The sequence below is a fragment of the Diaphorobacter aerolatus genome (assembly GCF_014489535.1).
GTDB lineage: Bacteria > Pseudomonadota > Gammaproteobacteria > Burkholderiales > Burkholderiaceae_C > Diaphorobacter_A > Diaphorobacter_A aerolatus.
Genome location: NZ_CP060783.1, coordinates 2,491,804 through 2,510,063 on the forward strand (window position 1 = coordinate 2,491,804; position 18,260 = coordinate 2,510,063).

20 protein-coding genes and 3 pseudogenes are annotated in these 18,260 nt (G+C 60.9%); 4 read left to right on the forward strand and 19 right to left on the reverse strand.

All coding sequences use genetic code 11. From position 1 onward, the window contains the following. Window position 1 precedes the first annotated feature (1 nt). From rplP to fusA, 11 genes are all read right to left on the reverse strand, one after another. The gene (rplP, locus tag H9K75_RS11670) at window positions 2-418 is read right to left on the reverse strand and encodes a 50S ribosomal protein L16 (protein ID WP_187597738.1); all 417 of its coding nucleotides are present in this window, start codon (window positions 416-418) and stop codon (window positions 2-4) included. Window positions 419-420: 2 nt separating this feature from the next. Beyond that, a complete protein-coding gene (rpsC, locus tag H9K75_RS11675) occupies window positions 421-1,311 on the reverse strand; it encodes a 30S ribosomal protein S3 (protein WP_187722810.1) in 891 nt (296 codons plus the stop codon). 15 nt (window positions 1,312-1,326) lie between these two features. After that, window positions 1,327-1,659, reverse strand: coding sequence for a 50S ribosomal protein L22 (gene rplV / locus H9K75_RS11680; protein WP_123295387.1), 333 nt, complete (start codon window positions 1,657-1,659; stop codon window positions 1,327-1,329). A gap of 9 nt (window positions 1,660-1,668) precedes the next feature. Then, window positions 1,669-1,947, reverse strand: coding sequence for a 30S ribosomal protein S19 (rpsS, locus tag H9K75_RS11685; protein ID WP_047349368.1), 279 nt, complete (start codon window positions 1,945-1,947; stop codon window positions 1,669-1,671). A gap of 10 nt (window positions 1,948-1,957) precedes the next feature. After that, window positions 1,958-2,782 (reverse strand): 50S ribosomal protein L2, encoded by an 825-nt coding sequence (gene rplB, locus H9K75_RS11690; protein ID WP_187722811.1) that lies wholly within the window; start codon window positions 2,780-2,782, stop codon window positions 1,958-1,960. 3 nt (window positions 2,783-2,785) lie between these two features. After that, on the reverse strand, window positions 2,786-3,121 hold the full coding sequence (gene rplW, locus H9K75_RS11695) for a 50S ribosomal protein L23 (RefSeq protein ID WP_187722812.1): 336 nt from the start codon (window positions 3,119-3,121) through the stop codon (window positions 2,786-2,788). Beyond that, window positions 3,118-3,738 carry a 50S ribosomal protein L4 gene (rplD, locus tag H9K75_RS11700; protein ID WP_187722813.1) on the reverse strand — a complete coding sequence of 207 codons (621 nt, stop codon included), beginning with the start codon at window positions 3,736-3,738 and terminating at the stop codon, window positions 3,118-3,120. The genes rplW and rplD overlap by 4 nt, the downstream gene beginning before the upstream one ends. Continuing rightward, complete coding sequence (gene rplC / locus H9K75_RS11705) at window positions 3,738-4,412, reverse strand: 50S ribosomal protein L3 (protein ID WP_187722814.1); 675 nt, start codon at window positions 4,410-4,412, stop codon at window positions 3,738-3,740. The genes rplD and rplC overlap by 1 nt, the downstream gene beginning before the upstream one ends. A gap of 289 nt (window positions 4,413-4,701) precedes the next feature. Beyond that, the gene (gene rpsJ, locus H9K75_RS11710; protein ID WP_005796953.1) at window positions 4,702-5,013 is read right to left on the reverse strand and encodes a 30S ribosomal protein S10; all 312 of its coding nucleotides are present in this window, start codon (window positions 5,011-5,013) and stop codon (window positions 4,702-4,704) included. A 26-nt stretch (window positions 5,014-5,039) separates the two neighbouring features. Continuing rightward, entirely contained in the window at window positions 5,040-6,230 is a 1,191-nt protein-coding gene (gene tuf, locus H9K75_RS11715; protein WP_187722815.1) for an elongation factor Tu, read from the reverse strand. A 182-nt stretch (window positions 6,231-6,412) separates the two neighbouring features. Continuing rightward, on the reverse strand, window positions 6,413-8,503 hold the full coding sequence (gene fusA / locus H9K75_RS11720) for an elongation factor G (protein ID WP_226858721.1): 2,091 nt from the start codon (window positions 8,501-8,503) through the stop codon (window positions 6,413-6,415). Between fusA and H9K75_RS23900 the strand changes: the two genes are divergently transcribed. After that, entirely contained in the window at window positions 8,390-8,686 is a 297-nt protein-coding gene (locus H9K75_RS23900) for a hypothetical protein (protein WP_226858108.1), read from the forward strand. The two genes, fusA and H9K75_RS23900, sit on opposite strands and share 114 nt — an antisense overlap. Window position 8,687: 1 nt before the next feature. Here the strand turns inward: H9K75_RS23900 and rpsG are convergent. From rpsG to H9K75_RS11755, 7 genes and pseudogenes are all read right to left on the reverse strand, one after another. Further along, window positions 8,688-9,160, reverse strand: a pseudogene (gene rpsG, locus H9K75_RS11725) (30S ribosomal protein S7). A gap of 184 nt (window positions 9,161-9,344) precedes the next feature. Further along, window positions 9,345-9,722 carry a 30S ribosomal protein S12 gene (gene rpsL, locus H9K75_RS11730; RefSeq protein ID WP_003059441.1) on the reverse strand — a complete coding sequence of 126 codons (378 nt, stop codon included), beginning with the start codon at window positions 9,720-9,722 and terminating at the stop codon, window positions 9,345-9,347. Window positions 9,723-9,967: 245 nt separating this feature from the next. After that, window positions 9,968-11,131: a D-alanyl-D-alanine carboxypeptidase family protein gene (locus H9K75_RS11735; protein ID WP_187722816.1), complete on the reverse strand. Its 1,164-nt coding sequence runs from the start codon at window positions 11,129-11,131 to the stop codon at window positions 9,968-9,970. Between the two features lie 70 nt (window positions 11,132-11,201). Continuing rightward, window positions 11,202-11,848 (reverse strand): annotated as a pseudogene (locus tag H9K75_RS11740) (alpha/beta hydrolase). Window positions 11,849-11,935: 87 nt separating this feature from the next. Beyond that, a pseudogene (locus H9K75_RS11745) lies at window positions 11,936-12,294 on the reverse strand ((2Fe-2S) ferredoxin domain-containing protein). A 20-nt stretch (window positions 12,295-12,314) separates the two neighbouring features. Further along, on the reverse strand, window positions 12,315-13,418 hold the full coding sequence (locus tag H9K75_RS11750) for a VanZ family protein (RefSeq protein WP_187722817.1): 1,104 nt from the start codon (window positions 13,416-13,418) through the stop codon (window positions 12,315-12,317). A 23-nt stretch (window positions 13,419-13,441) separates the two neighbouring features. Beyond that, window positions 13,442-13,864 carry a CopD family protein gene (locus H9K75_RS11755; protein WP_187722818.1) on the reverse strand — a complete coding sequence of 141 codons (423 nt, stop codon included), beginning with the start codon at window positions 13,862-13,864 and terminating at the stop codon, window positions 13,442-13,444. Window positions 13,865-14,106: 242 nt separating this feature from the next. Here H9K75_RS11755 and H9K75_RS11760 point away from each other — a divergent pair, with 242 nt between their 5' ends. From H9K75_RS11760 to H9K75_RS11770, 3 genes are all read left to right on the forward strand, one after another. Beyond that, the gene (locus H9K75_RS11760; RefSeq protein ID WP_187722819.1) at window positions 14,107-14,883 is read left to right on the forward strand and encodes a M48 family metallopeptidase; all 777 of its coding nucleotides are present in this window, start codon (window positions 14,107-14,109) and stop codon (window positions 14,881-14,883) included. Window positions 14,884-15,046: 163 nt separating this feature from the next. Further along, window positions 15,047-16,057, forward strand: a complete 1,011-nt coding sequence (hemB, locus tag H9K75_RS11765) for a porphobilinogen synthase (protein ID WP_187722820.1) — start codon at window positions 15,047-15,049, stop codon at window positions 16,055-16,057. A gap of 99 nt (window positions 16,058-16,156) precedes the next feature. Then, entirely contained in the window at window positions 16,157-17,395 is a 1,239-nt protein-coding gene (locus tag H9K75_RS11770; RefSeq protein WP_187722821.1) for a magnesium transporter CorA family protein, read from the forward strand. Between the two features lie 48 nt (window positions 17,396-17,443). Here H9K75_RS11770 and H9K75_RS11775 read toward each other — a convergent pair whose 3' ends face one another. After that, on the reverse strand, window positions 17,444-18,136 hold the full coding sequence (locus tag H9K75_RS11775; RefSeq protein ID WP_187722822.1) for a dienelactone hydrolase family protein: 693 nt from the start codon (window positions 18,134-18,136) through the stop codon (window positions 17,444-17,446). Window positions 18,137-18,260: the final 124 nt, after the last annotated feature.

Genomic DNA, 18,260 nt, shown 5'->3' on the forward strand with positions numbered 1-18,260 from the left:
ATCAGGCGCCAATTTGACGTGCAACGAACGTGGTGCGCAGCGGCAGCTTGGCGGCGGCCAGGCGGAACGCTTCACGAGCCAGCTCTTCAGGCACGCCCACGATTTCGTAGAGCACCTTGCCGGGCTGGATTTCAGCCACGTAGTACTCCGGATTGCCCTTACCGTTACCCATACGGACTTCGGCTGGCTTCGTGGAGATTGGCTTGTCGGGGAACACACGGATCCAGATACGGCCACCGCGCTTGACGTGGCGAGAGATCGCACGGCGAGCGGCTTCGATCTGGCGGGCCGTCAGACGGCCACGGTCCGTGGACTTCAAACCGAAATCGCCGAAGGCAACAGTGTTGCCGCGTGTGGCGATACCGGTGTTGCGGCCTTTGTGTTCCTTGCGGAACTTACGGCGTGCAGGTTGCAGCATCTTTATTCTCCTTTGCCGTCCGCTGCTGTAGCGGGCGCGTCAGTCTTGCGAACGCGCTTAACGGCGGTTGCGTCGGTGCCACCGGCACCAGCGGGCTTGTCGCTGCCATCGGCAGGAGCGGCATTGGTACCGCCCGCACGACGGGGAGCACCACGGCCTGGGCGGTCACCGTCACGGCGGCCATCACCACGGCCATCGCGACGCGGGCCACGTGGGCGACGCTCGTCGTCAGGACGTGGAGTCTCGACGGCGGGCAGGTCGTTACGACCCAGCGTGTCACCCTTGTAGACCCACACCTTCACGCCGATCACACCGTAGGTGGTCTTGGCTTCGGAGGTGCCGTAGTCGATGTCGGCGCGCAGCGTGTGCAGTGGCACACGGCCTTCGCGGTACCACTCGGTACGTGCGATTTCGATACCGTTCAGACGACCGGCAGACATGATCTTGATGCCCTGTGCACCCAGACGCATGGCGTTCTGCATGGCGCGCTTCATGGCACGACGGAACATGATGCGCTTTTCGAGCTGCTGGGTGATCGAGTCAGCAATCAGCTTGGCATCGATTTCAGGCTTGCGCACTTCTTCGATGTTCACTGCCACTGGCACGCCCAGACGCGTCGCGAGTTCCTTCTTGAGGTTCTCGATGTCTTCGCCCTTCTTGCCGATCACGACGCCCGGACGAGCCGAGTAGATCGTGATGCGTGCGTTCTTGGCAGGACGCTCGATCAGAACGCGCGAAACGGCGGCGTTCTTCAGCTTGGTCTTCAGGTACTCGCGCACCTTGATGTCTTCGGCCAGCATGCCCGCGAAATCGCGGTTGCTGGCGTACCAACGGCTTGCCCAGTTGCGGCTGACAGCCAGACGGAAGCCGGTTGGGTTGATTTTCTGTCCCATTTTCTTCCCTTTGGCTTAGTTACCAACAGTCACGTACACATGGCACGTGGGCTTGCTGATGCGGTTGCCGCGACCCTTGGCGCGAGCCGTGAAGCGCTTGAGAGTGGTGCCTTGCTCAACGTAGATGGTCTTGACGCGGAGTTCGTCAATATCTGCACCGTCGTTGTGCTCAGCGTTGGCGATTGCCGACTCGAGCACCTTCTTGATGATCACAGCAGCTTTTTTCTGCGTGAACTGCAAGGTGTTCAGAGCCTGGTCAACCTTCTTGCCACGGATGAGATCCGCAACCAGGCGACCCTTGTCAACCGACAGACGGACGCCCCGGAGGACTGCACGTGTTTCAGACATGGTCGTTCCTTATTTCTTCTGGACTTTTTTGTCCGCAGGGTGACCCTTGAAGGTGCGCGTCAGGGCGAATTCGCCCAGCTTGTGGCCCACCATCTGGTCGGTAACATAGACCGGCACGTGTTGCTTGCCGTTGTGCACGGCAATGGTCAGGCCGATGAAATCGGGCAGAACCATGGAACGACGCGACCAGGTCTTGACTGGTTTCTTATCCTTGGTGGCGATGGCCTTTTCGACCTTTGCCAGCAAGTGATGGTCAACAAATGGGCCCTTTTTGAGAGAACGTGTCATTTGCTACCCCTTACTTCTTACGACGCGACACGATCATGGTCTGTGTGCGCTTGTTGTTACGGGTACGGTAGCCCTTCGTCAGGTTACCCCATGGGTCCACTGCGTGACGGCCTTCACCGGTACGGCCTTCACCACCACCGTGCGGGTGGTCGATCGGGTTCATTGCGGTACCGCGGACGGTCGGACGGATACCCATCCAACGCTTCACGCCGGCCTTGCCCAGCTGACGCAGGCTGTGTTCTTCGTTGGCGACTTCACCGATCGTGGCGCGGCACTCGATATGAATCTTGCGCACTTCGCCGGAACGCATACGCACTTGAGCGTATGTGCCTTCACGCGCCAGCAGCGTTGCCGAAGCACCTGCGGAACGTGCGATCTGGGCACCTGCACCGGGCTTGAGCTCGATGCAGTGGATGGTCGAACCCACGGGAATGTTGCGGATCGGCAGGGTGTTGCCGACGCGGATCGGGGCTTCCGAACCGGACAGCAGCGTAGCGCCGACTTCCACATTGCGCGGAGCGATGATGTAGCGACGCTCGCCGTCTGCGTAGCACAGCAGTGCGATGTGCGCAGTACGGTTCGGATCGTATTCAACGCGCTCAACCTTGGCGGGGATGCCGTCCTTGTTGCGCTTGAAGTCCACCACGCGGTAGTGGTGCTTGTGGCCACCGCCCTTGTGACGGGTGGTGATGTGACCGTTGTTGTTACGGCCAGCCTTCTGGAATTGCGGCTCCAGCAGAGCTGCGAACGGAGCACCCTTGTGCAGGTGATCACGTGTGACCTTCACCGTGCCGCGTTGGCCCGGTGTGGTTGGTTTCAGCTTGATAACGGCCATGGTTTACGCAGCCTCCCCGGAAAGGTTCAGCTCTTGACCTTCCTTCAGCAGCACGTATGCCTTGCGAACGTTGTCGCGACGGCCCACGGTCTTGCCAAAGCGCTTGGTCTTGCCCTTCGTGTTCACCACAGAAACGCCCTTGACCTCGACCTTGAACATCAGTTCAACGGCAGCCTTGATTTCAGGCTTGGTCGCGTTCTGCAGCACCTTGAATGTCACAGCGTTGGACTTTTCAGCAACCATGGTGGCCTTTTCGGACACGATGGGAGCGACCAACACTTGCATCAGACGACCTTCTTCGAAGGTGCGCTGTGCGGGAGTCGGATTAACGCGGCTCATGCGAACATCTCCTTGAGCTTGTCGAGGGCACCCTTGGTGACGAGCACCTTCTTGTAGTGCACCAGCGACACTGGATCTGCATAACGCGGCTCGACGATGAACACGTTCTTGAGGTTGCGCGAAGCCAGATACAGGTTTTCGTCAACTTCGTCGGCAATCACCATCACCGATTCCAGGTTCATGGCCTTGAACTTGTCGGCCAGCACCTTGGTCTTCGGCGTGTCGAGCTTGAGGGATTCGACCACCGCCAGGCGACCGTCGCGGGCCAGCTGGGACAGGATCGAAGCCATACCGGCGCGGTACATCTTCTTGTTGATCTTCTGCATGAAGTTTTCTTCAGGCAGATTCGGGAATACACGACCACCCCCACGCCACAGAGGCGAGGAAGTCATACCGGCACGTGCGTTGCCAGTACCCTTTTGCTTGAAAGGCTTCTTGGTCGAGTGCTTGACCTGTTCGCGATCCTTCTGGGCGCGAGTGCCTTGACGGCCATTGGCGCGGAAGGCCACAACGATCTGGTGAACCAGGTCTTCGTTGTACTGACGGTCAAACACGGTTTCCGGCACATCGATCTTCGATGCGGCCTGGCCTTGTTCATTCAGGAGTTCGAGCTGCATTAGTTCGCTCCTTTGGAAGCGGCTGCCTTGATGGCGGGACGCACTGTCACGAAGCCACCCTTGGAGCCCGGAACAGCGCCCTTGATCATGAGCAGTTGGCGTGCTTCGTCTACACGAATCACGTCGAGATTTTGGGTGGTGACGGTTTCGTCGCCCATGTGACCAGTCATCCTCTTGCCTGGGAACACGCGGCCTGGATCCTGCGCCATACCGATGGAGCCGGGAACGTTGTGCGAACGGCTGTTACCGTGCGACGCGCGTTGCGAAGACATGTTGTGACGCTTGATCGTGCCGGCGTAGCCCTTACCGATCGAAGTGCCTTGCACGTCGACCTTCTGGCCCACCGTGAACAGCTCTGCCACGGGCAGAACGGCACCTGCGGCGTACTTGCCGGCAGTTTCGGAGGTCACGCGGAATTCACGGGTCACTTCACCGGCTTCCACACCTGCCTTGGCAAGGTGGCCGGCTTGAGGCTTGGTCACACGCGAAGCTTTGCGCGAACCGAATGTCACTTGCAGCGACACATAGCCATCGTTCTCTTGGGTTTTGACCTGGGTCACGCGGTTGTTCGACACATCCACCACCGTGACAGGAATTGCATCCCCGTCATCAGTGAACAGACGCATCATGCCCACCTTGCGGCCCAGCAACCCGAGGGAGTTGCTCAGACTCATTGGTTTTCTCCAGTACTTCCGCCGCTCCGACTTCAATTGGCCAGAACGTTTGCACTTGGTGCCATGCACCGACAAGTGCGCGAAAGAAGGTTAATAAAACTCCGCATTTGTCCCGAATCCACTACCCGCCGAGGGCACCTGCTGAAGGCGCGCCCGGCCCGGCGGCAATTTCAAGACGCAAAAATGCGAAGCTCAAAAGTATAACGCGGACTGCTCTTTCAAGCAAGCCCGCGTTATGCTGGTACGGCGCTCTACCTTCGCCGTACCGTTTGCGCAACAACCTGAACGCTTATTGCAGCTTGATTTCCACGTCGACGCCGGCTGGCAGGTCGAGCTTCATCAGAGCGTCAACCGTCTTGTCGGTCGGATCGACGATGTCCATCAGACGCTGGTGCGTACGGATTTCGAGCTGATCGCGGCTCGTCTTGTTGACGTGCGGCGAACGCAGGATGTCGAAACGCTTCATGCGTGTCGGCAGGGGCACGGGGCCCTTGACGATCGCGCCGGTGCGCTTGGCGGTGTCAACGATCTCGGCTGCCGACTGGTCGATCAGCTTGTAGTCGAACGCCTTCAGGCGGATACGGATCTTTTGCTTGGACATTGTGTATTCCCAGTGTGTTCCAGAAATTACGCAATGATCTTGGCAACCACGCCGGCGCCGACGGTACGGCCACCTTCGCGGATGGCGAAACGCAGACCTTCTTCCATGGCGATCGGAGCGATCAGCTTCACGGTGATGGACACGTTGTCACCAGGCATGACCATTTCCTTGTCTGCGGGCAGCTCGATCGAGCCGGTCACGTCAGTCGTGCGGAAATAGAACTGTGGGCGGTAGTTGTTGAAGAAAGGAGTGTGGCGACCACCTTCATCCTTCGACAGAACATACACCTCAGCGGTGAAGTGCGTGTGCGGCTTGATGGAGCCGGGCTTGCACAGCACCTGGCCACGCTCGACGTCTTCGCGCTTCGTGCCGCGCAGCAGCAGACCCACGTTGTCGCCAGCCTGGCCCTGGTCCAGCAGCTTGCGGAACATTTCCACGCCAGTGACCGTGGTCTTCTGGGTGTCACGAATACCGACGATTTCGATTTCTTCGCCGACCTTGACGATACCGCGCTCGATACGGCCCGTCACCACGGTACCACGACCGGAGATCGAGAACACGTCTTCCACAGGCATCAGGAAGGCACCGTCCACAGCGCGCTCGGGCGTGGGGATGTAGGTGTCCAGCGCTTCGGCCAGCTTCATGATGGCGGGTTCGCCCTTGTCGGACTGATCGCCTTCCAGAGCCAGCTTGGCGGAACCGCGAACGATCGGGGTGTCATCGCCAGGGAATTCGTACTTGTCGAGGAGTTCGCGAACTTCCATTTCGACCAGCTCGAGCAGCTCTTCGTCGTCCACCATGTCGCACTTGTTCAGGAACACGATGATGTAGGGCACGCCCACCTGACGGGCCAGCAGGATGTGCTCGCGGGTCTGGGGCATCGGGCCGTCAGCAGCGGAGCACACCAGAATCGCGCCGTCCATCTGCGCGGCGCCGGTGATCATGTTCTTCACATAGTCAGCGTGGCCGGGGCAGTCAACGTGTGCGTAGTGGCGGTTGGCCGTTTCGTACTCGACGTGAGCGGTGTTGATGGTAATGCCGCGGGCCTTTTCTTCAGGCGCAGCATCGATCTGGTCGTAAGCCTTGGCTTCGCCGCCAAACTTCTTCGACAGAACGGTAGCGATTGCAGCCGTCAGCGTGGTCTTGCCGTGGTCCACGTGACCGATGGTACCGACGTTGACGTGCGGCTTGGTCCGCTCAAACTTTTCTTTTGCCATTTCTTTCTCCAAAAAGAGCAGTGTCTGTGTTCAGGTTTAACGTCTGCCCCCGATTGCTTGATCGTCCCGCACAGAGCAACAGGACGGCACCGGATCGCAGATTGCAAAAATCTTTTGCGATGGTCAGGAATGAATGCCCCGGAACTCCGGAACACCCATCCCTGGATTGCACTCGGGCCAGATTACTTGGCGCGAGCAGCAACGATGGCTTCAGCCACGTTGCGAGGAGCTTCGGCGTATTGCTTGAACTCCATCGTGTACGTAGCGCGGCCCTGCGTTTGCGAACGCAGCGACGTCGCGTAGCCGAACATTTCGGACAGGGGCACTTCTGCCTTGATGGCCTTGCCGCCACCGACCATGTCTTCCATGCCCTGCACCATGCCGCGACGCGACGACAAGTCGCCCATCACGGTACCGGCGTAGTCTTCGGGCGTTTCCACTTCCACGGCCATCATCGGCTCGAGGATCACCGGGCTGGCCTTGCGGGCACCTTCCTTGAAACCGAAGATGGCAGCCATCTTGAACGCCATTTCGTTCGAGTCCACGTCGTGGTACGAACCGAATGTCAGGCGCACCTTGACGTCCACCACCGGGTAGCCAGCGAGCACGCCTTGCGTCAGCGCTTCGATCACGCCCTTCTCGACCGCAGGGATGTATTCGCGAGGAACCACACCGCCCTTGATCTCGTCGACGAACTCAAAGCCCTTGCCGGGTTCCTGAGGCTCGAGCGTCAGCACCACGTGACCGTACTGGCCCTTACCACCGGACTGGCGAACGAACTTGCCGTCCACGTCGGTGACCGTCTTGCGGATGGTCTCGCGGTAGGCGACCTGGGGCTTGCCCACGTTGGCTTCCACGTTGAACTCGCGCTTCATGCGGTCCACGATGATTTCCAGGTGCAGCTCGCCCATACCGGCGATGATGGTCTGACCCGATTCTTCGTCGGTTCGCACGCGGAACGATGGATCTTCTGCCGCCAGACGCGACAGAGCGATACCCATCTTTTCCTGGTCGGCCTTGGACTTGGGTTCCACGGCCTGTGCAATCACCGGCTCAGGGAACACCATGCGCTCGAGCACGATTGGCTGATCGACGTCGCACAGCGTTTCGCCGGTCGTCACGTCCTTCAGGCCCACGCAGGCAGCGATGTCGCCAGCACGAATTTCTTCGACTTCGATACGCTCGTTGGCCATCATTTGCACGATACGGCCGATGCGTTCCTTCTTGCCCTTCACGGCGTTGAACACGGTGTCGCCCTTGGTCAGGACGCCCGAGTAGACGCGCACGAAAGTCAACTGGCCCACGAACGGGTCGGTCATCAGCTTGAACGCCAGCGCCGAGAACTTTTCGCTGTCATCGGCCTTGCGCGAGAGCTTCTTCTCTTCGTCGTCAGGATCGGTGCCGGTCACGTCATCGATGTCCACCGGCGAAGGCAGATAGTCGATCACGGCGTCGAGCATGCGCTGCACGCCCTTGTTCTTGAACGCAGTACCGCACAGCATCGGCTGGATTTCGGTATTGATGGTGCGAGTGCGCAGGCCGTTCTTGATCTCGTCCTCGGAGAGGTCACCCTCTTCCAGGTACTTGTTCATCAGCTCTTCGCTGGCTTCGGCCGCAGCTTCCACCATGTTCTCGCGCCACTTCTTGGCGTCCGCAGCCAATTCGGCCGGGATTTCCTGGTATTCGAACTTCATGCCCTGGGACGCTTCGTCCCAGATGATGGCCTTCATCTTGAGCAGGTCGACCACGCCCGTGAAGTTTTCTTCGGCACCAATCGGAATCACCACGGGCACAGGATTGGCCTTCAGGCGCAGCTTCATCTGGTCGTAGACCTTGAAGAAGTTGGCACCGGTACGGTCCATCTTGTTCACGAACGCAAGGCGCGGGACCTTGTACTTGTTCGCCTGACGCCACACGGTTTCAGACTGCGGCTGCACGCCACCCACGGCGCAATACACCATGCAGGCACCGTCCAGCACGCGCATGGAACGCTCCACTTCGATCGTGAAGTCCACGTGGCCGGGGGTGTCGATGATGTTGAAGCGGTGCTCGGGGTAGGACATGTCCATGCCCTTCCAGAAGCAGGTCACTGCAGCGGAAGTGATGGTGATGCCGCGCTCTTGCTCCTGCTCCATCCAGTCGGTGGTGGCAGCGCCGTCGTGCACTTCACCCAGCTTGTGGGTCACGCCGGTATAGAACAGGATACGCTCGGTGGTAGTGGTCTTGCCGGCGTCGATGTGCGCGGAAATGCCAATATTGCGATAGCGCTCGATGGGGTTTTGCGAGCCATGATGAATCCTTGGGTTAGATCGCTATTTTTTAGGACAGCCTTCGCATATGCGAGCGACCGTCCGGTCTTCAAGGGGCCTCAATCAACACAAGGCCGCAGCATGAACTACACGCTGGCGGCCTTTATCGTGTCCGGAGATGAACCCCTGATGACTTCCGATCAGTAAATTAGAAGCGGAAGTGGCTGAACGCCTTGTTGGCTTCGGCCATGCGGTGCACTTCGTCACGACGCTTCATTGCGCCGCCACGGCCTTCGGTCGCCTCGACCAACTCGTTGGCCAGACGCTGGGCCATGGACTTCTCACCGCGCTTGCGAGCGGCTTCCTTGATCCAGCGCATCGACAGCGCCAGACGACGCACAGGGCGCACTTCCACAGGAACCTGGTAGTTCGCACCGCCCACGCGGCGCGACTTCACTTCGACCATCGGCTTCACGTTGTTGATGGCCGTGACGAACACTTCCAGAGGATCCTTCTCGGGGACTTCTTGGAGATCAGATCGAGAGCACCGTAAATGATGCGCTCGGCAACCGCCTTCTTGCCGCCTTCCATGATCACGTTCATGAATTTGGACAGCTCTACATTGCCGAACTTTGGATCCGGCAGAATTTCACGTTTGGGGACTTCGCGACGACGTGGCATTTTTTCACCTCTATCTTTGCTTCAGTTGGCATCTTTTCAGACACCGCGAGAGCCAAAACGGACTCTCACTTACTCGACCCACACAAAACATTTGCGCTTCGGGTCACTACGCTCTATCTCGCGCCACGCGGGATACAGCACCTACTAACTCGTTCAAAAACCAGGACTCAAAAAGCAAAAATGCTTACTTGGCCTTAGGCTTCTTGGCACCGTACTTGGAACGGGCTTGCTTGCGATCCTTGACGCCTTGCAGGTCAAGCGAACCGCGCACGATGTGGTAACGCACACCTGGCAAGTCCTTCACACGGCCGCCGCGCACCAGCACGACGCTGTGCTCTTGCAGGTTGTGGCCTTCACCGCCGATGTACGAAATGACTTCGAAACCGTTGGTCAGACGAACCTTGGCCACCTTACGCAGAGCGGAGTTTGGCTTCTTTGGCGTCGTGGTGTACACACGGGTGCACACGCCACGGCGCTGTGGGCAGTTTTCCATAGCAGGGCTCTTGGATTTAACAACTTCTACCGTGCGGCCCTGACGCACGAGTTGGTTAATGGTTGGCATTAAATAACGTCCCTAAACGTGAATTTGCTTCTGAAAAGCGAAAACGTGAATCCCTTCGGAATTTCCGAAAAGCCTTCTAATGTATCAGCTTGCGGTTTTTCAAGCAAACGCTGTTGCAAATCTCCACTGAAAGCCGGGGCGCGTGGCCCCTTCCATGGAAAAAGCCCGCCGATGCATGGGCGGGCTTTCAGCGATGGCTGGCGCGGCCAGACTGGCTGCTCAGCTACCGATTTGCAAGCAGGCCATCACTTGATCCACAGGCGGATCGCATCCCATGCGCGACCGAAGATGCCGGCCTGGGGCACGTCTTCAAGCGCTTCGAGCGGTACCGCGCCCACCTGCTGGTCACCGAGCATGACCTTGAGCGTACCGACGTTCTGGCCCTTGGTGAACGGCGCAATCAGCGGATCCTGGCGTTCGATCTGCGTGGTCACCTTGCCGGCGCTGCCCGACGGCACGGTGATCACGATGGCTTCCGGGCGACCAATCTTGAGCTTGTTGGCCGTGCCCTTCCAAACCTCGGGCGTGGCCGCCGGAGCACCGGCGTCGAACAGCTTCACGGCATCGAACGCGGTGTAACCCCAGTTCAGCAGCTTTTGCGACTCGTTGGCACGGGCCGACTCGCTGGTCGTGCCCAGCACGATGGAGATCAAACGGCGCTGGCCGACATTCGGGAAATCGCGCTTGGAGGTCGCCACGAGGCAGTAACCCGCCGCGTTGGTGTGGCCGGTCTTCAGGCCATCGACGGTCGGGTCGCGGAACAGCAGGGAATTGCGGTTGTAGCTGTTGGATTCCGGCGTGCCCGGATAGCGATAGTTCTTGGTCGCGTAGTAGTGCATGTACTCCGGGAAGTCCTTCATCAGGCGCTGCGCGAGCGTGGCCAGATCGCGAGCGGTCGTCAGGTGACCGGTGGCGGTCAGCCCTTCCGGATTCAGGTACTTGGTGTTGGTCAGCCCCAGCGCCTTGGCCTGATCGTTCATGAGGCGCACGAAATTCTCTTCCGAGCCGCCCACGCCTTCGGCCAGCGCCATCGACGCATCGTTGCCCGACTGGATGATCATGCCGCTGATCAGATCATTGACCTTCACCTGCATCTTCGGGTCGATGAACATGCGCGAGCCGGGCATCTTCCACGCCTTGACGCTCACGGGCAGCGTCTGCTCAAGCGAGATTTTCTTGGCGCGCAATGCGTCGAACACCACGTAGGCGGTCATCAGCTTGGTGAGCGAAGCTGGTTCGATCTGCGCATCGACGTCCTTGGAGGCAAGCACCTGGCCTGAGGTCACATCCACCAGCATGTAGTTGCGCGCCGCAATCTCGGGCGGTTGGGGAACCTGGGCCAGCGCCAGCACGGGAACCAACAGGGCAGCGCACGCGAGGTTGCGCATCGTGGACAGAAGAGACTTCATGGAATCAGGCAATCGAAAACAGTTCAAACGAAAATGGAGCACGACCTGCCAGCACAAGGGCAGGTACAGCTCACGACGCGTGGGCGGAACGCAGGTGTCTAGCCACCAGCCCCTTGAGCAGCGGCAATTGTCCGTGAAAGAAATGACCGCCCCGGGAACGACCGTAACCGGGAGTATCTGAGGCCGCGCCCAGTCCATGACCGAGGACAGCGTCACCGTATCGTCCGCCTCGCCATGAACGATCAGCGCGCGCTCGTGAAGTTCCTCCGGAATCGGTGCCACCGTGAAGCGGCTGGCCGCCGTTCCGACCAGGACGATCTGCTCGATGGCACGCGCGGCGGCAAGCCTCGCGATGGCATGGCTCGTGACGAACGCGCCAAACGAAAACCCGGACAGCGCAATCGGCCCCTGCGGCGCGACCTGATCGATCACGGCCAGCAGATCGTCAAGCTCGCCCGCGCCGTTGTCGTGCACGCCCTCGGTCGCACCGACGCCGCGAAAATTGAAGCGCACCGTCGTCCAGCCGCCTTGCACGAAAGCGCGCGCAAGCGTCTGCACGACCTTGTTGTCCATGGTGCCGCCGAACAGCGGATGGGGATGGGCGAGGATGGCGATGCCCCTGGGCGCACCGCTGCCGTCCACGACCGCCTGGTCGCGCTGCGCTTCGATGGAGCCCACGGGGCCGGTCAATGTCAGGCGTTCGGTTTGAGCGTTCACGTCAAGCTACCGTCAGGATGCTGCGCGGGCGATGGGACCGTGCAGCACATGCGAATTGAAAGGATTGGGGATGAGCAAAACCGGCGATCAGCGGCCGATTTCGGGCGGCGTGAGCAGGCGTTCGACCACCTCGCCGTTCTTAAGATGCGATTCGACGATCTCGTCGATGTCGCTTCCGTCGACATAGGTGTACCAGGTGCCCTCGGGGTAGACCACGGCAATCGGGCCACCGGCGCAGCGATCCAGGCATCCCGCCTTGTTCACGCGCACCTTGCCGGGCCGGCCAGGCCTGCGGCCTTGACGGCACGCTTGCAGTGATCGAACGCCTCTTGCGCACCATGGTGCGCGCAACTCGATTCGCCGTTTTGCCGGTCGTTCAGGCAAAAGAAGATGTGGCGCTTGTAGTAGCCGGTCGGGGCATCCGGTGTTTTGGTGCTATCGGTCATGGCCTGATTCTAGGGCCTGTTCACCGGCCCTGGTCCTCACTGCGCCGCGACACGAGCATCACCACATACACCAGTGCAGCGTAAGGCCAGATCCAGCCCAGCCACTGCGCCACGCCGTAGAAACGGATGAACCGCCCCTGCTCCCAGGCCTGCAGGGTCTGCGCAAAATAGGCGCTCGCCGGTGCCTGGTTGAGCAGATTCAGGTGCAGCATCAGCGCGAGCAGCAGCAGCGCCGCGCAGACCCGTCGCGGCACGGCCGTCAGCAGCAGCGCCGCGCTCACTCCGAGGCCCATGCCGACGCGCGTGGGAACGGTTTGCCATTCCCAGGCATGGCTCGGGCCGTAGCTGAGCAGAAACGTCAGCGCCGTGAACGACACACCCACGAGCGCCGTCACCAGGGTGAAGATCGCGCGCCGCGCCATTCCGCGAATGATGCAGTGGCCGAGCAGGCAGGGAATCAGAATGCCCAGCATCACCGCCAGCACTTCCCGACCGGGCGACAGCGGCTCGAGCACGTCATCGGCCACCGGCAGCCAGTCGATGAACGGCGTGTCGGAGAACCACTCGGTGAGCGCCATCTCGAGCCGCTCCCACATCTGCCCGAGGCCGAACGGCACAGATGCAGGAAAGAGCAGCGCAAAAGGCCACATCGCCAGCAACACCAGCGCGCCGCGCGCCTGCCGCACAAACCAGCGCTCGCGAAAGCGGCTCCAGCGCGAAATCGCGCCCAGTTTTTCGAGCAATGCGGCGACCAAAGCGCCCAGCAGGGTGCCCGCGGAATTCAGCACCAGATCCATATTGGAGGGCACGCGGCGCGGCAGGTAGATCTGGATGAACTCCATGCTGAGCGACAGCAGCGTGCCCGCGAGAAACGCCACCGGCACGGCGGCGCGCGACCACCCGGTGCGCAGCAGGGCGAGTGCCAGCAGGAATCCAAGCGGCGCATAGCCCGCCACGTTGGTGTTGACGTCGAACCAGGTCCAATACGGCGGCGGAATCCGGGCGAAAAGAAAAACCCGAGGATCGACGCCCTGCGAGCGCCAGCCGTCAAACGGGAACAGACTTGCGAAGACAATCAGCGCCGCATAGATCAGCGCAAGAGGCCAGGCCGAGGTCTTGTGCATTTCCGGATCGTCCGCCTGCTCCGTCAAAAGGGCTTGAGCACCACCAGCAGCACGGCGCCCATCAGCAGGAACACCGGCACCTCGTTGAACCAGCGGAACCACACGTGCGAGCGCATCGACTGACCCCTCGATATCTTGCGCAGCAACATGGCGCAGGCGTGGTGATAGCCGATCACCAGCAGCACGACGACCAGCTTGGCATGCATCCAGCCCTGCCCGCGCCCGATGCCATAACCGAGCCACAGCCACAGTCCCAGCAACAGTGCGGGCCCGGCAAGCATCGTGGTGAAACGCAGCAACTTGCGCGCCATGAGCAGCAGGCGTTCGCGCTCGGCCAGCGACCCCGGCGTCACCATGGCGAGGTTCACGAAGATGCGTGGCAGATAGAACAGCCCGGCAAACCAACTGACGACAAAAACGATGTGGAAGGCTTTTACCCAGAGCATTGACTCAGTGTAAGCCAGCAGGCGTTTGCATCTGCATACTTTCATATGCAAAAAGCACATCGGGGACACAAACCCACTGCAACGCAGCGGCCAAAGCGTGCCATTCCCGAAAATTAGTGAGCATCAAAGCCAATGTTTTCAATATTTGTGAAAAAAATTTCCGGAAAAATGCAAACGGATACGCAATTCACGTTACCAATAGCTATGATCAACCAAGTCTATCAACCAGAGAGGAAACTCCAATGAAGAAGCAAACACGCCTTTTGACCATGATGGCCCTGGCGAGCGGCCTGGCGCTGACCGGTTGCAAGACCATGGAGTCGGGCAACGTCGGCAGCCTGATGGATACCGGTTCCACGGCCATGAAGGCGATGTCGCTGTCCGACGCGGACATCGTCACGCTGTCCAATGAGTCATGCGAGGCCATGGACGCGCAGAGCAAGATCGCTCCGGCCAGCAGCAAGTACTCGCAGCGCCTGAACAAGGTCGTCTCGTCGATGCCGGGCACGATCAACGGCAAGAAGGCCGTGTACAAGGTCTACCTGACCGAAGACGTGAACGCCTGGGCGATGGCCAACGGTTGCATCCGCGTCTACAGCGGCCTGATGGACCTGATGAATGACGACGAACTGCGCGGCGTGATCGGCCACGAAATCGGCCACGTGGCCCTCGGCCACAGCAAGTCGCGCATGCAGACCGCGTATGCCGCTTCCGCCGTTCGCTCTTTGGCAGCCAACAGCGGCAATGGCGCGCTGGCTTCGCTGTCGCGTTCGCAAGCGGGCGAATTGGGCGAAAAGTTCCTCAACGCGCAGTTCTCGCAGTCGCAGGAATCGAATGCGGACGACTACTCGTTCGACCTGCTGACCGAGAAGAAGATGAAGCGCGAAGGCCTGGTCACCGGCTTCCAGAAGCTCTCCAAACTGAGCGGCGGCAGCGGTGGCAACTCGATGATGAGCTCGCACCCACCATCGGACGCGCGCGCCAAGCGCATGCAGGACCGCATCGACGGAAAGAAATAAGCGACAGCACGGCGGCGCACCAATGCGCCGCTTCTGGAGCACGGCAATGGCTCCCATGGGCGTCCCGGAACACCGGAGACGCCATTTTTTTTGGCCACGTCTTTTTTCACGGCGCAATAGTCTTTATTTCCGGCTTTTGTTCAATGTGGCGCACAATTTCGGGATGCATCTGTCGAATCCCACTCCCTTTCCCATTCACCGCCCGCGCCGTTTGCGCCGCGATGCGTTCACCCGCAATCTGGTGCGCGAGCACTCGCTCACGCCGCATGACCTGATCTATCCGGTGTTCGTGCACGAAGGCACGAACAAGCGCGTCGCCGTGCCGTCGATGCCCGGCGTGGATCGCCTGAGTCTCGATCTGCTGCTGCCCGTGGCCGAGGAATGCGTGAAGCTCGGCATTCCGGTGCTGTCGCTCTTTCCCTCGATCGAGGCGGAACTCAAGACGCCGGACGGCAAGGAAGCGCTGAACCCCGACGGCCTGATCCCGCGCGTGGTGCGCAAGCTCAAGGCGGAATTTCCCGATCTGGGCGTGCTCACCGACGTGGCGCTCGATCCCTACACCAGCCACGGCCAGGACGGCGTGCTCGACGAGACCGGCTACATCGTCAACGACGACACCGTCGAGATCCTCGTCGGCCAGGCACTCGCCCATGCCGAGGCGGGCGTGGACGTCGTCGCGCCGAGCGACATGATGGACGGGCGCATCGGCGCGATCCGCGAGGCCCTTGAGGCCAACGGCCACATCCACACGCGCATCATGGCCTACAGCGCCAAATACGCCAGCGCCTTCTACGGCCCGTTCCGCGACGCGGTGAACACGCGTGGCGCGCTCGGCAAGGCCGACAAGAACGTCTACCAGATGGATCCCGGCAATTCCGACGAGGCGCTGCGCGAAGTGGCGCTCGATCTCGCCGAAGGCGCCGACATGGTGATGGTCAAGCCCGGCATGCCTTATCTCGACATCGTGCGCCGCGTGAAGGACGAGTTCCGCGTGCCCACCTTCGCCTACCAGGTCAGCGGCGAATACGCCATGATCAAGGCCGCATCCGCCAATGGCTGGCTCGACCATGACCAGGTGATGATGGAGGCGCTGCTCGCCTTCAAGCGCGCCGGTGCCGATGGCGTGCTGACCTACTTCGCCATCGACGCCGCGAAACTGATGAAAGCGCGCTGAGCCGCAGACCGGCCGCTGCGGTGTGCGGGGCGGCGGCGGATTCGGACGCGGGTGCAAAATCAAAAAAATTCCATCAACAAAGCGCCGGAGAACACGACGTTGCCTGAAACACCTAACGCGTCCGCCTTCCGCGTTTTCCACGTGCGCCCGGGCGGCCCCGCACACGAACTGTTCGAGTTGCCCACGGCGCCGCCCGATGCGGGCTTTTTCTGGATCGCCTGCACCCGCAATTTTTTGAACGAGCACCTGCAGCACGTGCAGGCGACGCTGCAGGCGGTCACCGGGCAACAGTTGGTCGATCTGCACGTCTCCGACCTGCTCAATGCACAACTGCCCTCGCACTACGACTACACCTCTCAATATGACCTGCTGGTGTTCCGTCGTCTGGCGGCCAACGGCCAGCAATCATCGGACTCGGCGACCGCACCGGCCGATGGCGAACCGCCGCCGCCCGGGCCATTCAAAGGCACGCCCACCCTGCGCCGCATTCGCACGGGCGCGGTGGGTTTTGTCGTCTTTGACCCGTTGCTGTTTTCCGTGCATCCCGACGATTGCACCGTGCGCGAAGCCTATGCGGCACGGCTGCTCGCGCTCAAGACTCCGGTGGCTGGAGGTGTCCCGGGCCAGCCGCCTGCCGCAGAGGCTCCCAACAGCAAGCTTCCGCAGGAAACCAGACAGCGCGATCTGCGCGCCGGCCCCATCACCGCTCCCCGCATGCCGACCAGCCCCGCAGACGTGATGCTGCGGGTGGTGAATCTCATCGTTGACGGCTATCTCGATCTGCGCCGTGAACTGTCGCGCCAGCTCGACCACTGGCAGGTCGAGTTGCTGCGCCCCAAGGCACGCAGCATCAACTGGACGGCGCTGCTCGAATCGCGCCTCGCACTGCACCAGCTCGATGAAATCTGCGAGGACCAGCGCACCGCCGTGCAGGACTGGATCGACGCGCTCGAAGGCTGGCCAACGCCCGACACCTCGGGCGGAGTCCGCGAGAACGAACTGCTCAGGGTGCGCAGCCGCGACGTGCTCGAACACATCGAGCGCGTGGTGCACCACGTGCGTCGTCTCGAACAGAGCGCGGAGACCGCCGTGCAGATGCACTTCTCGCTACAGAGCAACCGCACCAACGACATCATGCGCACGCTCACGGCGCTGACCGCCGTGTTTCTGCCACTGAACCTGATTGCCGGCATTTTCGGCATGAACTTCGAGTTCACGCCGTTCGTGCATCTGAAGGAAGGCTTCTGGTGGGCGCTCTCGGCCATGCTGCTGATCGCGCTGGCCCTGATCCTGCTGTTCTGGCGCAAGCGGTATCTGGCGCGCACCGGCCAAAGCTGACACGATCCCGCAACCGCCCCCAGGGCGGCTGCGCCTTGCGTCCGTCAGTCAAGCCAGGTGTTGGGCAAAGAAGGCCTCCGTGCGCTCGTCGGCCAGTTGAGCCGCAGCCGCGTCGTAGGAGCCACGCTGATCGCAGTTGAAACCATGATCGGCCGCATAGAGAAACACCTGGATTTCGGGATGCGCCTGCTCGAGCGCCTTCACGCTTTCGACCGGGATGTGCGTGTCCCTGTCAGCAAAGTGGGCCATCAGCGGCACCTTGGGCTGGCGCGCGATTTCCGCTGGCGTGGTCATGCCGCCGCCGTAGTACGACACGGCGGCGGAAAGCCCGTTCAACTGGGCCGCAGCGCGCCATGTGAGCAGCCCGCCCCAGCAAAAGCCGAAAAGCCCGACCTTCGTGCCGCCGGACTCCCTGGCGGCATGGTCAATCGCGGCCTGGATGTCGGCCTGCACGCCCGGTGCCGGCAAGGCCTCCACCCCGGCCTTGAGCGCACCGCCGACCTTCATGTCGTCTGGCGTATAGCCCAGGTCCACATCGCCTTGCACGCGCGCGAACGTCGCGGGCGCGACCACCAGATAGCCACGCGCCGCCCAGCGGTCGGCCACCGAGCGGATGTGGGAATTCACGCCGAAGATTTCCTGCAAAACGACGAGCGCACCGCGCGCAGTGCCTTCGGGACGCGCGACATAGGCGGGAAAACGGAAGCCGTCGCTGGAAGTGAGATGGGTGAAATCGCTCATGAACAAGCTCTCCTGGTAAGGGAAAAAACAACCACAATGTGCAGGGCCGCAGCGTGAGTCGGGAAAACCACAACCACGCTCGGTGAATGCGTCAAATCGACAGTTTTGACGACAATCTTGCGCT

Bases quoted from the DNA above. Each gene is read 5' to 3' on its own strand.
- rplP (WP_187597738.1), bottom strand. From the start codon at position 418: ATGCTGCAACCTGCACGCCGTAAGTTCCGCAAGGAACACAAAGGCCGC.
- rpsC (WP_187722810.1), bottom strand. From the start codon at position 1,311: ATGGGACAGAAAATCAACCCAACCGGCTTCCGTCTGGCTGTCAGCCGC.
- rplV (WP_123295387.1), bottom strand. From the start codon at position 1,659: ATGTCTGAAACACGTGCAGTCCTCCGGGGCGTCCGTCTGTCGGTTGAC.
- rpsS (WP_047349368.1), bottom strand. From the start codon at position 1,947: ATGACACGTTCTCTCAAAAAGGGCCCATTTGTTGACCATCACTTGCTG.
- rplB (WP_187722811.1), bottom strand. From the start codon at position 2,782: ATGGCCGTTATCAAGCTGAAACCAACCACACCGGGCCAACGCGGCACG.
- rplW (WP_187722812.1), bottom strand. From the start codon at position 3,121: ATGAGCCGCGTTAATCCGACTCCCGCACAGCGCACCTTCGAAGAAGGT.
- rplD (WP_187722813.1), bottom strand. From the start codon at position 3,738: ATGCAGCTCGAACTCCTGAATGAACAAGGCCAGGCCGCATCGAAGATC.
- rplC (WP_187722814.1), bottom strand. From the start codon at position 4,412: ATGAGTCTGAGCAACTCCCTCGGGTTGCTGGGCCGCAAGGTGGGCATG.
- rpsJ (WP_005796953.1), bottom strand. From the start codon at position 5,013: ATGTCCAAGCAAAAGATCCGTATCCGCCTGAAGGCGTTCGACTACAAG.
- tuf (WP_187722815.1), bottom strand. From the start codon at position 6,230: ATGGCAAAAGAAAAGTTTGAGCGGACCAAGCCGCACGTCAACGTCGGT.
- rpsL (WP_003059441.1), bottom strand. From the start codon at position 9,722: ATGCCAACCATTAACCAACTCGTGCGTCAGGGCCGCACGGTAGAAGTT.
- H9K75_RS11735 (WP_187722816.1), bottom strand. From the start codon at position 11,131: ATGAAGTCTCTTCTGTCCACGATGCGCAACCTCGCGTGCGCTGCCCTG.
- H9K75_RS11750 (WP_187722817.1), bottom strand. From the start codon at position 13,418: ATGCACAAGACCTCGGCCTGGCCTCTTGCGCTGATCTATGCGGCGCTG.
- H9K75_RS11755 (WP_187722818.1), bottom strand. From the start codon at position 13,864: ATGCTCTGGGTAAAAGCCTTCCACATCGTTTTTGTCGTCAGTTGGTTT.
- H9K75_RS11760 (WP_187722819.1), top strand. From the start codon at position 14,107: ATGAAGAAGCAAACACGCCTTTTGACCATGATGGCCCTGGCGAGCGGC.
- hemB (WP_187722820.1), top strand. From the start codon at position 15,047: ATGCATCTGTCGAATCCCACTCCCTTTCCCATTCACCGCCCGCGCCGT.
- H9K75_RS11775 (WP_187722822.1), bottom strand. From the start codon at position 18,136: ATGAGCGATTTCACCCATCTCACTTCCAGCGACGGCTTCCGTTTTCCC.